The organism is Coprococcus eutactus (genome assembly GCF_001404675.1).
Classification (GTDB): domain Bacteria; phylum Bacillota; class Clostridia; order Lachnospirales; family Lachnospiraceae; genus Coprococcus; species Coprococcus aceti.
Genome location: NZ_CYXU01000001.1, coordinates 696,151 through 710,092, shown reverse-complemented (window position 1 = coordinate 710,092; position 13,942 = coordinate 696,151). Strand labels below are relative to the sequence as shown.

The window sequence follows — 13,942 nt, the reverse complement described above, 5'->3', positions numbered from 1 at the left end:
TGTGTGTAGGAAATAATATGACAGGAGCAGATGATATGGATGGTATGGACAGATTATCAATCAAGGCAGACAGATCAGGCATAGTTGTCTATGTACCGGCGGCTATGTCTGTAAATGATATCTGCTGCGATCTGTATTGCAGGATCCTCGATAATATAAGTGCCTTCCAGAAAAAAGGAACTGTATGTATATCTTTCAGGGGATGTACCCTGGAGCGTGGAGACACGGAGGAGATAATCAGTTTTTTAAACAGCATTGATAAGATTCATGTCAGATTTGCAGCTAAACCTGACATAGATCAATATACAGGTTCCGGTGTCCGGGATGATGGGGATCGTGAACCACAACAGGCAAAAGTCAGTATGGCTTTGCCGGATATGACTAAAACGCACAGTGACAATGAAAGACCATATATCTTCCGCGGTGACATAGGGAGAAAGCAGACCCTTGAGATCAGGGGAAATGTCATTATCCTCGGAGATGTTGCCAGGGATGCCAGGGTTGTATCCGGTAAGAATATCGTGGTCGTTGGGGAACTGGCGGGAACTGCCATAGCGGGTAAGCTGGCGGCTGGAAACAATTTCATAATAGCGATGAGAATGTGCCCACAGCTTTTGCAGATAGGAAAAGCGAAAAGTACAGAAATCAGACTTCCGGGTGCAAAAAGAATGCCAATGATAGCTACGAATGATGAAGGGATTATAAATATAACCTACATATGATAGTAAATTTAGGAGGATTTTTATTATGTGTGAAGTTATTGTTGTTACATCAGGAAAAGGCGGAGTTGGCAAGACGACCACATCGGCGAACATAGGAACCGGTCTTGCGTCCCTCGGGAACAGAGTGGTGATGATAGATACAGATATAGGTCTCAGAAACCTGGATGTTGTGCTTGGCCTGGAAAACCGCATAGTCTATAATCTGATAGATGTAATAGAGGGAAACTGCAGATATAAGCAGGCTCTTATAAAGGCGAGGAACTACAACAATCTGTACCTGCTGCCTTGCGCGCAGACCAGGGATAAGACAGCGGTCAGCCCGGAACAGATCATCAAGCTCATAGACGAGATAAGAGACGAGTATGACTACATAATCATTGACTGCCCGGCTGGTATAGAACAGGGCTTTAAGAACGCCATAGCTGCTGCTGACAGGGCTGTCATAGTGACAACTCCCGAGGTCTCGGCCATAAGGGATGCAGACAGGATAATCGGTCTGCTCGAGGCGTATGGAATTGAAAAACAGCACCTCATAATCAACAGGATAAGATATGATATGGTCAAAAAGGGCAATATGATGTCCGTCGATGATGTGGTTGATATACTTGCAGTGGATCTGCTTGGAGTGATCGCCGACGATGAGGACATAGTCATATCGACAAACAAAGGAGAACCGGTCGTGTGCAGCAACACGAAATCGGGACATGCATATATGAATATATGCAGAAAGATAGTGGATGATTCTCTTGAAGTTGAAGATTATTATTCAGGGAAGAACCGCTCACTGCGTTCGCTTTTCAGACGTAAAAGAGCCTGAAGGGAGGAATATGGGGATGAATAAGATATATTTATATAACACAGGAAGTTATGCCAAAGAAAGGCTTATAAGCATGTTGGCTTCAGACAGGATAGGGTGTAATCCGGATTTCCTGGACGATATGAAGCATACCATAAAGCAGGAGATAGACAGATACATCAATGTAAAGGAATCAGATATCGATATCCAGGTCAAGGAGCGTATGCTAGTGGCATATATTCCATTGTTAAGCGTGGATACAGAGAAGAAGGATAACGAATATACATACAGAACAACAGGACGAGGATCAGTGAATTATGAACTTATTCAAGAAGGATCAACTGAACTTAAAACAATTCAGTCTTGATCAGGATCAAAAAAAATACAATATACTGGATTACAATTTCAAATTGTTTTTCCTGATAATAGCAGCCATGGCCATGGGTACTGTGATCATAGTGAGCGTAGATGAGACAAAACTCACAAAGCAGTTGATCGGTGCCGGGGTGTGTATACTGGGAATGATAATAGTATCACTCATAGACTATAATTTCATATGCAAATACTATATGGTACTATACGCTGCAAATATAGTGCTGCTGGGACTTGTACTGGTGGTAGGATCAGGTGCGGATTCCCATGGAGCCAGCAGATGGTTCCAGATATCCGATTCATTTACCATACAGCCATCAGAGTTTGCCAAGATAATACTGATAATATGCACGGCTGTTTTTCTTGAAAAACATGCGGATGATCTGAACACGGCAAAGACGCTGCTGAAGCTTGCAGCTTTCCTTGCAATACCGATCGGACTTATATTTGCCGAGCCGGATCTTTCAACCACGATATGTATATGTGCAACATTGTTTATAGTCATATTTATAGCGGGGCTCTCACTCAAGATAATAGGTATTGCGGTACTGATACTCATACCATTCTTTGGAGGCTTCTTCTGGTATATCCAGCAGGACAACCTGCCTCAGTTTCTGAACGGATATCAGAGACAGCGTATACTTGGACATATGTATGGAGGCGGATCCACCCAGGATCAGCAGAACAACTCGATCATGGCCATAGGATCGGGACAGTTGACCGGTAAGGGGATCAACAGCTCTGATGTGGCAACCGTAAAAGATACAAATCTCATATCTGAGCAGCAGACAGACTTTATATTCTCGGCAGTGGGAGAAGAATTAGGTTTCATCGGAAGTGTTATTATTATTGCAATTTTACTGCTCATAGTGTTACAATGTATTAGGGTTGCTAGGCGTTCCGGTGATAAAAAGGGAATGTATATAGCAACAGGTATGGCAGCACTGGTCAGCATCCAGTCATTTATCAATATTGGTGTTGCCACATCCATACTTCCGAACACGGGATTACCTTTGCCATTCATAAGTTACGGACTGAGTTCACTCGTCAGTTTGTGTGCCGGAATGGGCATGGTTCTCAATATAAATTTGCAAAAGAAAAAGTATTAGGAGGATTTTCATGAATATTGGTTTGATAGCACATGATGCTAAGAAAAAACTGATGCAGAACTTCTGTATAGCATATAGAGGAATTCTTAATAAGCATGAGCTTTACGCAACAGGAACTACCGGAAGACTTATTGAGGAGGTTACCAATCTTACAGTTCACAAATATATTGCAGGACATCTTGGCGGTGAGCAGCAGCTCGGATCACAGATAGAGAACAATGACATCGATATGGTCATCTTTCTGAGAGATCCGCTTCATCCAAAGAATCATGAACCTGATATAAACAACATATTTACATTGTGTGATACACATAATATTCCGCTTGCGACTAATCTGGCAACTGCCGAGCTTCTTATACTGGCACTTGACAGAGGAGATCTTGACTGGCGTGAATTCTACAAGTAAATATATTTCAGCACCGTTATCAGGCTGTTGAATATATTTCGGAGGTTATATTATGTTTAATCAAAGCAGAATAGGAAAATACATGCGAAGAAGTATCTCTTTGATACTTGTGTTGTCGATGGTTCTTCTGACCGGCTGCGGAAGCAAGACCTACAAAGCTGGAAAACAGCTCGACATAGGTGTGTTGCCTGATCTTCCGGTGTATGGGGAGCTCGGAATGGCATACGATAACGCTGTGATAGCACAGGGCGAGGAGATAGATGCCGCAAACTACAACGGATGTTATGCCGCTATGCTTGTCGATGAGACGACCAAGGATACCATAGTGGCTCATAATGTACATGGAAAGATATATCCGGCAAGTATGACCAAGATCATGACAGGTATACTCGTTATGGAGAGCATAGAAAAGGGAGATATATCCCTTGACGATGTGGTAACTCTCAACAGAAAGGTCACATTTGACGATTGGGATGCCATGGCCAGTGACCTGGTCGGAGGCTGCAGCCTGACGGTCAAGAACCTGCTGTACGGTCTCATGATAACATCATATAATGACTGTGGTGTTATACTTGCAGAGCTGATAGCCGGCAGCGAATCAGCATTTTGTGACATGATGAATGAAAAGGCGAAGGAGATCGGTGCTACAAATACCCACTTTGTCAACTGTCATGGACTTCACGACGATGACCATTACACTACAGCGTATGATCTGTATCTTATAATAAAGGAATTTTCAAAGCATGACCTTGCGTATGTGATAGATTCACTTGATACATATGATTTCACATACACGGATGCAGATGGCAATGAACAGGTGGTAACCATAGAGCCGACAAATGAATTCTTAACTGGTGAGGTAAATTTTCCAGATGGATACTCGATAGGTTCGTGGAAGACCGGAACCACAGAGGAGGCACTCAACTGTCTTATCATGGAGCTTAAGAACGATTCCACCGGTGAAGAGTATATAGCTCTTGTAGCCGGAGCAGATGGAAAAGAGGCACTGTACAGCGCCATGACTGAACTTATAAATAAGGCAAAGTGATGTGTGTATCTGACATATATGATACGGACATTATTTGTATAAATTTTACATCAAGATTCAGGAGGCATGAAAAATGATTCACATTATTGCAGGAGATAAGGGTAAGGGAAAGACAAAGGCACTGATAGATAAGGTCAACAATGAAGTAAAGGTTGTTTCCGGTACGGTAGTATTTCTTGATAATAACAACAAGCATCTCTACGAGCTCAGCAACAGAGTCAAGATGATCAACTGTACAAGCTATGGAATTAGCAAGCTGGATTCGTTCACCGGATTCGTGCGAGGAATAATCTCCCAGAACAGTGATATTGAGAAGATTTATATAGATAATTTTAAGACGGTTGCATACGTTGGAGAGTCACATATCGTTGAGGCATTGGACGAGATAAAGAACATATCCGATATGTTCAATGTTGATATAGTGATCTGTCTGGCAACAGATGTCAATGACGTACCAGAGGATTTCAAGGACTGCGTTATTGCGGCATTATAAGCTGGATGCCGCCTTATATTTCAGATAGAATGTGGTTGGCATATGTATGTTGCCAGCCATTTTCTGTGCCAGAGTAAATTACGGGAGACATATTATGGCGACAATAAAACGAAAAAAACAAAAGACAAAGATCGAACTTCCAAAGCTTAAAATGCCGGGCTTTGGAACATTCCTTTTTGCACTCGTATTCATATATATACTCATCAGGGTCGTTGCGTATGTTAATGATTCTGATCCGATAATATTCACGGTTGAGCAGAGTACGTACGATACTGATTTCACGGCTACAGGGCTTGCGGTAAGAAGTGAGACTGTCATAACCGCCTCGGCGACGGGAACACCATGCTACTATATAAGAGATGGCGAGAAGGTATCCAAGGGTGCAAATATATATGCCATTGACAGCTCGGGCTCCATGCAGGCAGCAATGAGCGACATGCAGGAGAATGGTTCAGCACTTCTCACGAGCGCAGATTACACAAGTCTGAACAATCAGATAAAGATGTTCAAAAATGGATTTTCGGCATCCAATTTTGGTAATGTATATAATTTCAAGACAAGCATCGACAACAAGCTTTTAGAGCTCTATGAGGAGCTTGCTCTTGAGCAGGTCAGCAATGGTTCTTCATCATTTTCACTTGATGCCCAGAAGGCGCCGTTCAGCGGACTTGTCACATACTATCAGGATGGATATGAGAGCGTCGATGTGAAGAATCTGACACCTGAGCTTTTTGATAAAACTGTGTATACAAAACAGTCACTCAAGTCAGATGGCCAGGTTTCTGCGGGCAGCGCTGTATGTAAGCTTATCAACGATGAGGAATGGAATATTGCCATATCGCTCAGCAAGGATGAATTTGAGAAGGTTACACAGAATGAATACGCTTCATTTACCATCAATAATTCGAGCAGAAAGATCAGATCGACATACGATAAGATCGAAAAAGATGGTCATTATTATATAGTGGTATCATTCAACAAATATATCGCGCAGTATGTAAATGAAAGATTTCTGGACATCAACTTCATGTTCGAGGAATCCAGCGGTCTGAAGATACCGGCTTCATCCGTAATAACAAAGGATGTATATATGATACCTGTGGATTACCTGACAGGAGGCAGTGGTGATTCAGATCTGACTCATTTTAATCAGGTAACATATGGCAATTCGGGAAGCACTTCAATAAAACAGATATCACCGATAATATATTTTACCGACAAGAGATTCTGTTATGTTGATCCGTCAAGTATAGATTCGGATGCGGTACTGCAGAAGAATAATTCCAAGGAGACATTTTCCGTTGCCACAGCCGCCAAGTATACGATGGATGGTGTTCTGTGTGTATCAAGAGGAACTGCGGAATTCAGAAGAATAGAGGTTATCGTATCGGGCGATGATTACTCGATCATCAAGCCGGATCTTTCATATGGAATATCCAGATATGACAGAATATTACTGGACGGACATTCCATGAAAGAGGGAGAGCTTATATATCAATAGTACAGACACAGGAGATGATAATATGCTTAAAGAAAATTACGAAAAAGTAAAAGAGAACATAGTCAGGGCATGTGAAAAGGCCGGCAGATCACCGGAGGATGTCACTCTGATCGCCGTTAGCAAGACAAAGCCTTTGTCAGATATAGAGGAATTGCTCAGTGATACGAATGCCGTTGATTTTGGTGAGAATAAGGTTCAGGAGCTTGTGGACAAATACGAGAATGTCTCAAGACCTGTAAACTGGCATATGATAGGTCACCTGCAGACGAACAAGGTAAAATACATTGTAGATAAGGTGTGTATGATACACTCCGTTGATTCGTTAAATCTTGCCAGAACCATTGAGAAGGAGGCTGCAAAGCATGATGTCACAGTCAATATTCTCATTGAGGTAAATGTTGCACAGGAAGAAACAAAATTTGGACTGTCATGCGACGAGGTACTTCCGCTTATCCAGGAGATAAAAGATTTCCCTCATATCAGGGTTAAGGGTCTTATGACTATCGCTCCATTTGTGGATGATCCCGAGGACAACAGGGTCTATTTCCGCAAATTGAAAGATTTATCACTTGACATACAATCTAAAAGCATTGATAATATCGATATGAGCGTCTTGTCGATGGGTATGACAAACGACTATGAAGTTGCAGTTGAAGAAGGTGCAACGTTGGTTAGAGTTGGCACGGGAATATTCGGTGCCAGAAATTATAATATTTAAAGGAGAACAATCATGGCAAAGGGAAATACAAAGAAAAGTTTTCTTGATTATTTCAAATTAAGTGATTCAAGCGACGATGACTTTGATGATGATTTGTTTGATGAAGATGAAGATGACTATGAAGATGAAGACGATATGGACGATCGCTTAGACGATGAGTACGATGATGAGGATGATTACGATGCGCCTCAGACAGAGTCCAGAGTGAAGGCTTCACCGCTCAAGTCCTTTAATAAGTACAAAGGTTCTGCATCATCTGACAATGGATCGGCCAGATCAAAAGCTGCAAGATCTTCTCATGGTCAGCAGTCAGGAGCAGGTAATGGAAAGCTCGTATCGATCAACAGCAGATCCAGAGCAATGGATGACAGTGAAGTATTTGTTATCAAGCCGGACGAGTTTGACGATGCGCAGATGATAATCGATCATCTCAATCGAGGACAGATAATCGTAATAAACATGGAGGATCTTGATCTTCCAACTGCACAGAGAATAGCGGATTTCATTGGAGGAGCAAGTTATGCTGTGGATGGTCTGTTTCAGGCTATTTCGGGCAACATATTCCTTGCCACACCTAATGGAACCTACGTATCTGGTGATTTAAGGGAGGAATTGGCTGGAGGATCTCTTCAGGGGGAAACTCTTTCAAGTAAGGCAACTTATTAATATATGTTTTTACGGGGGATTACATATGCTTACACCAGTTGATTTACAACAGAAGAAGTTCACGCATGGAATGGGATATGCGCGAAAAGATGTAGATGCATTTTTTGACATAGTTGTGCTCAGCTACACAGAACTGTATAAGTCCAATGCAGATCTTACCAATCAGGTGAAAACTCTGACTGACAGTTTAGTACATTACAGAACAACCGAGTCAAAGCTTCAGAAATCTCTCATGCTAGCAGAGAAGAATGCTGAGGAGTCTACAAAGAACGCCACTGATAAGGCGAGACTGATAGAGAATGATGCCAAGATCAAGGCTAATAATATAGTGCAGGAGGCCAGGGAGGAGCTTGAGCGCATAGAGGGAAGTATTGATGGAATAAAACAGCAGTACAAGGACTATGTATGTGCATTCAAGGCTCTGATGGAAGCCCATATGAATTACCTTGCCCAGAATCCTATCAATGAGGAGATGGGGCTTAATTTCGACGATGTATTAAGCGAGGGCAGTTCAAATGCTTCTTATTCACAGTCGACACAGAGCGCAGCCATGAATTCGTTTATGAACTCCTATGACGGCGATCCACAGGGCCGTGAGGAATCAACTCTCGGATCAGGAGGCGGCTCAGCCATGGGTGATTCAACACTTGGCGGTGCCGGTGGCGGAAGTGTTACAAGTGATTCGTCTGTATACACAAAGAATCTTGGCGGTAAGTCATTTGTTAATCCATTTGGAAACTAACAATATATTTTATACTAATGGAGAATGTTTATATGTGTAATGCACTCACAGTTCATCTGAATGATGAACCAATCTATGACATTTTCTTTGCAAACGATTTTAATTCCCTGCCTGAGCTTTTAGCCGGACAGGGAATTGCTGATAGAAGGGTATGTATCGTTACAGAGAGTAATGTTGCGCCTCTTTATCTCGATGAGATCAGGAATCAGCTTGATGGAAAATGCAAAGAATTGATATCTATTATATTTGAGGCCGGTGAGTCTCAGAAGAATCTTGATACAGTAAAGATGATCTACGAGAAGCTTATTCTTGCAAAGTTTGACAGAAAAGATCTTCTGGTGGCTCTTGGAGGCGGCGTGACGGGCGATATAACCGGATTTACTGCTGCAACGTATCTCAGAGGCATAGACTTTGTACAGATACCTACAAGTCTTCTGGCACAGGTGGACAGCAGTATTGGTGGAAAGACAGGCGTTGACTTTGATTCATATAAGAACATGGTCGGAGCCTTTCACATGCCAAAGCTTGTGTATATCAATGTGTCAACACTCACCACGTTATCCGATGAGCAGTTTATTTCGGGAATGGGTGAGATCATAAAACATGGACTCATAAAGGATTCTGCATATTTTGACTGGCTTATAGAAAACCACGACAGAATACTTGCAAGGGATAAGGATGTCCTGATGGAGATGATCAGGGTGAGCTGCAACATCAAGAGAGTTGTTGTGGAGAACGATCCTACGGAGAAGGGCGACAGAGCTCTGCTCAATTTTGGACATACTCTTGGACATGCCATAGAGAGATACCTCGACCTTAAGCTGAGTCATGGGGCATGTGTCGGCATCGGATGCTGCCTTGCGTCTGTTATCTCATACAATAGGGGTGACATCACAGAGGACGAGCTTCATAAGATCATACATGCATTTGATATGTTTGGTTTCCCTACTCTCAAGGACTACCCTGTCGATGCAGATGCTGTCATAGAGTACACTAAGAACGATAAGAAGATGGTTGGGGACAAGATAAAATTTATCCTTCTTCACACTATTGGCGATGCATATATCAATACCAATGTCGTTCCTGATGATATGAAAAAGGCATTTGAGTGGCATTGATATTCAAAGGAGGAACGGATATTATGAAAAAGAGAATACCGATGGCTATACTTGCCATTATTATTCTTACAGCTTTAGATCAACTGGTGAAACATCTCATATCAACCAACTTTCAGGTTGGACAGACAAGGAAAATAATCGATGGAGTTTTCCAGCTCAACTATGTTCAGAACAGAGGTGCGGCCTGGGGAAGTTTCTCAGGTAAGATCGTTTTCCTGCTTGCGATAACATTTGTTATCCTGCTTGCGGCTATATATGTATACATCAGGCTTGCAGGCAATCAGGAAAAGAAATATACACCGCTCAGGATATCACTGGTATTTCTCATATCGGGAGCTGTCGGCAATATGATCGACAGAGTTGCCCGTGGATATGTGGTTGACATGTTTGACTTCTGCCTTATTAACTTCCCGGTATTCAATGTCGCAGATATATTTGTCACATGCAGTTTTATTGTTATAGTTATTCTGGTGCTGTTCAAGTATAAGGATGATGAGCTCTCAGAGATCATACACCAAAAACAGACAGATGGACAGGAATAGTATATGGAAGAATATAACATCGAAGCCAGCGGCGACTGGGCAGGGAAAAGAATAGACAAGGTTCTCAGCGGGTATTTCAGCGATTATTCGAGATCTTTCATAAAGAAGTTATTTGATGACGGATATATTCAGGTCAACGGTAAGGCTTCAAAGCCGAGCTACAGTGTACGTACCGGAGATATTTTTGATATATCTGTGCCGGATCCGGTCAGCATTGACATTGAGCCTGAGAATATACCGCTCGACATCATATATGAGGATGATGACGTGATACTTGTGAATAAACCAAAGGGAATGGTGGTTCATCCGGCACCGGGACACTACAGTGGGACTCTGGTCAACGGACTGATGTACCATTTTAAGGATTCCCTTTCCGGTATAAATGGAGAATTCAGGCCGGGAATCGTTCACAGGATAGATATGGATACAACAGGTGTACTTGTGGTGTGTAAGAACGATAATGCCCATAGATCATTGTCTGAGCAGCTTCACGAGCATAGTATAACCAGAAAGTATTATGCCATAGTCCATGGAAATATCGCACAGGATGATGGTACTGTGGATGCGCCGATCGGAAGAAGTCCTAAGGATCGGAAGAAGATGGCGATCAATACCAGAAATGGCAGACATGCCGTCACACATTACAGGGTTCTGGAGCGTTTTGGAGGAAAGTATACCTTTATTGAGTGTCAGCTTGAGACCGGCAGGACACATCAGATCCGAGTTCATATGGCATCCATTGGACATCCCATACTTGGGGATGAAGTTTATGGACCGAAGAAATGTCCGTTTAAGCTGCAGGGACAGACGCTGCATGCTGGTATTCTCGGTTTTGGTCATCCCTCAACCGGGGAATACGTTGAGTTCAAGGCTGATCTGCCGGAATATTTTGAAGATCTTATAAAGAAGTTAAAACTGTTAAATTAATATAATGTAACAAACGAGTATAGACAATTGTCACAAATTACGTGCAATTGTCTATACTTTTTTATTTACAGTTTATTGTATAAATGTTATAATAACCCATATAGGAATTTAAGTATTTTGTACATAAGTAATATATTTTGATATTTTTTACATGGAGAATACGAGAAGATGGGAGTGGTTACTATGGCAGAGAAGAAGATTATTACTATAGGTAGACAGTTCGGAAGTGGAGGCAAGCAGATCGGAGAAGCTCTTGCAGAAAAGATGAACATACCATTTTACGACAAGGAGTTACTTAAAGAGGCAGCAAAGAACAGTGGAATATGTGAAGAGATTTTTGACAGCTTTGACGAAAAGCCTACGAATAGCTTTCTTTACTCACTGGTGATGGATCCATATTCACTGGGATTTGGCAGTTCAACAGAGCTTCCTCTCAACCACAAAGTTTTCCTTGCGGCATTTGACACCATCAAGAATCTTGCAGAGAAAGATGGTTCATGTGTATTTGTCGGCAGATGTGCTGATTACGCACTCAGGGATCTGGACAACGTGGTGAATATATTCCTGTATGCAGACATGGATGACAGAACAGCCAGAATCGCCAAGAAGTACAACATAAGTGAATCGAAGGCCAAGGATATGATCAAGAAGGAAGACAAGGCCAGAGCTTCATATTACAACTATTATACATCCAAGAGATGGGGCGAGATGAAGGGATACGACATATGTATCAATACTTCGAAGTACGGCATAGATAAGACGATAGATCTGTTATATGACATTGTAAATAATTATTGATCTCAGTCATGATTATTATTGAAAATTGTAATATATCATCATAATAATGTTATTATAAAATCTTGTATATAAAAAATGACAGTAGGTTGTTTGTTAAACGCTTACTGTCATTTTTGTTTTGTGATTGGATTCATTTTTTATATCCATAAGCTATTAATCAGTGCCTTGACCATCCGTCTATTCCGGCACCCTCGATGGAGGAAAATATACGATCTTTTACATCAGGCACGCGTACTTTGAGTTCGTCTATAATGTCTTTGCTTTCCTGACGTTTTGTGACGCCGTCAGCGGGACAAGGGTTCTTGCAGACTGGAAGATCGTTGGCGCGTGCAAATGCTCTTATTTCGCCTTCCAGGACGTATAAAAGAGGTCTTATGAGTGTGACACCTGATTTCTCCAGATGAGTGACAGGAGAGAAGGTGTGAATGCGCCCCTCATACAGCATGGACATCAGGAAGCTGTCTATAACGTCATCCTTGTGATGGGCATATGCGATCTTGTTGCAGCCAAGTTCTGCAGCACAATCATTGAAGGCTCCTTTACGCATACGGCTGCAGAGTGAACATGGATTAGGTTCCTTCCTGTAATCGAAAACGATCTCGCCTATATGAGTTTTGCAAACCGTGTAATTGACTCCAAGTGACTCGCAATATTCCTTAAGTCTGGACGTGTCAAAATCCTTAAATCCTAGATCTACGGTTATAGCTTCAATTTCAAATGGTATGGGATAAAACTTTTTCAGTTTGGACATTGCATATAAAAGTGTCAGACTGTCTTTGCCTCCGGATATTCCTATGGCTATCTTGTCACCGGGACTGATCATATCGTAATCATTTATAGCTCGTCTTGTATATGATAAAAGCTTTTGTGATTTCATAAAAATACTCCTTAAGTTAACATAATATTATTATGGTTTAATTGTGCGTTTTTCACGAAGCTGTACTTCGTTCCTGAAACGACGTTTTCTGTCCTCATCCATATCAGCGTAGTGTTTTCTTGTTGTATTTACATCCGAGTGGCCTAATACGTCCGCCACCAGGTATATGTCGTCTGTAGCCCTATAAAGCTCAGTGCCAAACGTACTCCTGAGTTTGTGAGGTGTTATATGCTTTAAAGGAACGGAGGTAAGAGAGTATTTTTTTACAATATTCTCAACTGATCTGACAGATATTCTTTTTAATTGACCGGACAGAAATAACGCATCCTCATGGCCTTTTTCCGGTATCAGTTTTTTCCTTTCATCAAGATATTCAAGCAAAGCTTCACTTGCCTCATCACTGAAGTATACGTATGCCTCCTTGCCACCTTTTCGAACGATCTTAATCCGCATATTATCGAAATCAACGTCACGTATATCAATTCCAACGCATTCGGATACACGCATGCCGGTGCTGAGCATAAGTGATAAAAGCGCTAGGTCACGGACTTTATTTTTCTCATGATATTTTTTCTGGCGTTCAGTCAGGCCGCTGCCATACTCAACATTATCAAGAAAATCTGCAACCTCGTTTGGCTCCATTCGTATAATTTTCTTATCGTGTATCTTTGGCATGTCGACCTTTTCTGCAGCGTTTGAGCTTATACGGTCGTTTTTATACAGGTATGCAAAAAATACCCGGAGTGCAGATAATTTGCGTTTTAACGCCTGTTCACCGTTGGTGTATGTACGTCCGTTTTTAGTGTAAAGCTTCATGGCATGCAGGAACTCCTCGATGTCCTCGGCCTCAAGTCTGCTGAGATCCTCAGTAGTAATATCAAGTGGAGTTTTATCACGAAAGAATGGGTTATTTTCACATAAATACTCGTAGAATGTTTTTATATCCCTGGCGTAACCAAGGCGTGTTCTTGTGGATGTAGTATTCTCAATTCCACGAAAAGCGATCGTTGCGTATTGTGGTAACTCGGAAAGAATATCTCTGAGCAATAATATATTATTCTCATCGACCTGTTTGTTGTATGGCTTGGCTGGCATCGTTATATTTGA

At 41.8% G+C, this 13,942-nt stretch carries 17 protein-coding genes; 15 read left to right on the top strand and 2 right to left on the bottom strand.

Annotation, left to right across the window (positions count from 1 at the left end; translation table 11 throughout):
- Window positions 1-17 precede the first annotated feature (17 nt).
- From ARA78_RS03095 to ARA78_RS03025, 15 genes are all read left to right on the top strand, one after another.
- Complete coding sequence (locus ARA78_RS03095; protein WP_055279955.1) at window positions 18-722, top strand: septum site-determining protein MinC; 705 nt, start codon at window positions 18-20, stop codon at window positions 720-722.
- A gap of 25 nt (window positions 723-747) precedes the next feature.
- Window positions 748-1,539: a septum site-determining protein MinD gene (gene minD / locus ARA78_RS03090; protein ID WP_022216474.1), complete on the top strand. Its 792-nt coding sequence runs from the start codon at window positions 748-750 to the stop codon at window positions 1,537-1,539.
- Window positions 1,540-1,555: 16 nt separating this feature from the next.
- Window positions 1,556-1,885, top strand: coding sequence for a cell division topological specificity factor MinE (locus ARA78_RS03085; protein WP_015534928.1), 330 nt, complete (start codon window positions 1,556-1,558; stop codon window positions 1,883-1,885).
- A complete protein-coding gene (locus tag ARA78_RS03080; protein ID WP_055279954.1) occupies window positions 1,836-2,999 on the top strand; it encodes an FtsW/RodA/SpoVE family cell cycle protein in 1,164 nt (387 codons plus the stop codon). Before ARA78_RS03085 ends, ARA78_RS03080 begins: the two co-directional genes overlap by 50 nt.
- A gap of 10 nt (window positions 3,000-3,009) precedes the next feature.
- The gene (locus ARA78_RS03075) at window positions 3,010-3,405 is read left to right on the top strand and encodes a methylglyoxal synthase (RefSeq protein ID WP_022216472.1); all 396 of its coding nucleotides are present in this window, start codon (window positions 3,010-3,012) and stop codon (window positions 3,403-3,405) included.
- 52 nt (window positions 3,406-3,457) lie between these two features.
- On the top strand, window positions 3,458-4,453 hold the full coding sequence (locus tag ARA78_RS03070) for a D-alanyl-D-alanine carboxypeptidase family protein (RefSeq protein WP_242849648.1): 996 nt from the start codon (window positions 3,458-3,460) through the stop codon (window positions 4,451-4,453).
- A 73-nt stretch (window positions 4,454-4,526) separates the two neighbouring features.
- Window positions 4,527-4,946, top strand: a complete 420-nt coding sequence (locus ARA78_RS03065; protein WP_015534931.1) for a hypothetical protein — start codon at window positions 4,527-4,529, stop codon at window positions 4,944-4,946.
- Between the two features lie 94 nt (window positions 4,947-5,040).
- The gene (locus ARA78_RS13830; protein WP_118649142.1) at window positions 5,041-6,447 is read left to right on the top strand and encodes an HlyD family efflux transporter periplasmic adaptor subunit; all 1,407 of its coding nucleotides are present in this window, start codon (window positions 5,041-5,043) and stop codon (window positions 6,445-6,447) included.
- Window positions 6,448-6,469: 22 nt separating this feature from the next.
- The gene (locus ARA78_RS03055) at window positions 6,470-7,165 is read left to right on the top strand and encodes a YggS family pyridoxal phosphate-dependent enzyme (RefSeq protein ID WP_055279953.1); all 696 of its coding nucleotides are present in this window, start codon (window positions 6,470-6,472) and stop codon (window positions 7,163-7,165) included.
- Window positions 7,166-7,177: 12 nt separating this feature from the next.
- Window positions 7,178-7,831: a cell division protein SepF gene (locus ARA78_RS03050; protein WP_015534935.1), complete on the top strand. Its 654-nt coding sequence runs from the start codon at window positions 7,178-7,180 to the stop codon at window positions 7,829-7,831.
- Between the two features lie 25 nt (window positions 7,832-7,856).
- Window positions 7,857-8,573 carry a DivIVA domain-containing protein gene (locus ARA78_RS03045; RefSeq protein WP_015534936.1) on the top strand — a complete coding sequence of 239 codons (717 nt, stop codon included), beginning with the start codon at window positions 7,857-7,859 and terminating at the stop codon, window positions 8,571-8,573.
- 32 nt (window positions 8,574-8,605) lie between these two features.
- A complete protein-coding gene (gene aroB / locus ARA78_RS03040) occupies window positions 8,606-9,691 on the top strand; it encodes a 3-dehydroquinate synthase (RefSeq protein WP_015534937.1) in 1,086 nt (361 codons plus the stop codon).
- Between the two features lie 23 nt (window positions 9,692-9,714).
- Entirely contained in the window at window positions 9,715-10,233 is a 519-nt protein-coding gene (gene lspA, locus ARA78_RS03035; RefSeq protein ID WP_015534938.1) for a signal peptidase II, read from the top strand.
- Between the two features lie 3 nt (window positions 10,234-10,236).
- A complete protein-coding gene (locus tag ARA78_RS03030) occupies window positions 10,237-11,160 on the top strand; it encodes an RluA family pseudouridine synthase (protein WP_055279952.1) in 924 nt (307 codons plus the stop codon).
- Between the two features lie 183 nt (window positions 11,161-11,343).
- Window positions 11,344-11,958: an AAA family ATPase gene (locus tag ARA78_RS03025; RefSeq protein WP_238050269.1), complete on the top strand. Its 615-nt coding sequence runs from the start codon at window positions 11,344-11,346 to the stop codon at window positions 11,956-11,958.
- Between the two features lie 157 nt (window positions 11,959-12,115).
- Here ARA78_RS03025 and ARA78_RS03020 read toward each other — a convergent pair whose 3' ends face one another.
- Entirely contained in the window at window positions 12,116-12,835 is a 720-nt protein-coding gene (locus ARA78_RS03020; protein WP_055279951.1) for a tRNA 2-thiocytidine biosynthesis TtcA family protein, read from the bottom strand.
- Between the two features lie 30 nt (window positions 12,836-12,865).
- On the bottom strand, window positions 12,866-13,930 hold the full coding sequence (locus tag ARA78_RS03015) for a tyrosine-type recombinase/integrase (RefSeq protein WP_055144446.1): 1,065 nt from the start codon (window positions 13,928-13,930) through the stop codon (window positions 12,866-12,868).
- Window positions 13,931-13,942: the final 12 nt, after the last annotated feature.

Bases quoted from the DNA above. Each gene is read 5' to 3' on its own strand.
- ARA78_RS03055 (WP_055279953.1), top strand. From the start codon at position 6,470: ATGCTTAAAGAAAATTACGAAAAAGTAAAAGAGAACATAGTCAGGGCA.
- ARA78_RS03020 (WP_055279951.1), bottom strand. From the start codon at position 12,835: ATGAAATCACAAAAGCTTTTATCATATACAAGACGAGCTATAAATGAT.
- minD (WP_022216474.1), top strand. From the start codon at position 748: ATGTGTGAAGTTATTGTTGTTACATCAGGAAAAGGCGGAGTTGGCAAG.
- ARA78_RS03030 (WP_055279952.1), top strand. From the start codon at position 10,237: ATGGAAGAATATAACATCGAAGCCAGCGGCGACTGGGCAGGGAAAAGA.
- aroB (WP_015534937.1), top strand. From the start codon at position 8,606: ATGTGTAATGCACTCACAGTTCATCTGAATGATGAACCAATCTATGAC.
- ARA78_RS03065 (WP_015534931.1), top strand. From the start codon at position 4,527: ATGATTCACATTATTGCAGGAGATAAGGGTAAGGGAAAGACAAAGGCA.
- ARA78_RS03015 (WP_055144446.1), bottom strand. From the start codon at position 13,930: ATGCCAGCCAAGCCATACAACAAACAGGTCGATGAGAATAATATATTA.
- ARA78_RS03080 (WP_055279954.1), top strand. From the start codon at position 1,836: ATGAACTTATTCAAGAAGGATCAACTGAACTTAAAACAATTCAGTCTT.
- ARA78_RS03085 (WP_015534928.1), top strand. From the start codon at position 1,556: ATGAATAAGATATATTTATATAACACAGGAAGTTATGCCAAAGAAAGG.
- ARA78_RS03045 (WP_015534936.1), top strand. From the start codon at position 7,857: ATGCTTACACCAGTTGATTTACAACAGAAGAAGTTCACGCATGGAATG.
- ARA78_RS03070 (WP_242849648.1), top strand. From the start codon at position 3,458: ATGTTTAATCAAAGCAGAATAGGAAAATACATGCGAAGAAGTATCTCT.
- lspA (WP_015534938.1), top strand. From the start codon at position 9,715: ATGAAAAAGAGAATACCGATGGCTATACTTGCCATTATTATTCTTACA.
- ARA78_RS03050 (WP_015534935.1), top strand. From the start codon at position 7,178: ATGGCAAAGGGAAATACAAAGAAAAGTTTTCTTGATTATTTCAAATTA.
- ARA78_RS13830 (WP_118649142.1), top strand. From the start codon at position 5,041: ATGGCGACAATAAAACGAAAAAAACAAAAGACAAAGATCGAACTTCCA.
- ARA78_RS03075 (WP_022216472.1), top strand. From the start codon at position 3,010: ATGAATATTGGTTTGATAGCACATGATGCTAAGAAAAAACTGATGCAG.
- ARA78_RS03095 (WP_055279955.1), top strand. From the start codon at position 18: ATGACAGGAGCAGATGATATGGATGGTATGGACAGATTATCAATCAAG.
- ARA78_RS03025 (WP_238050269.1), top strand. From the start codon at position 11,344: ATGGCAGAGAAGAAGATTATTACTATAGGTAGACAGTTCGGAAGTGGA.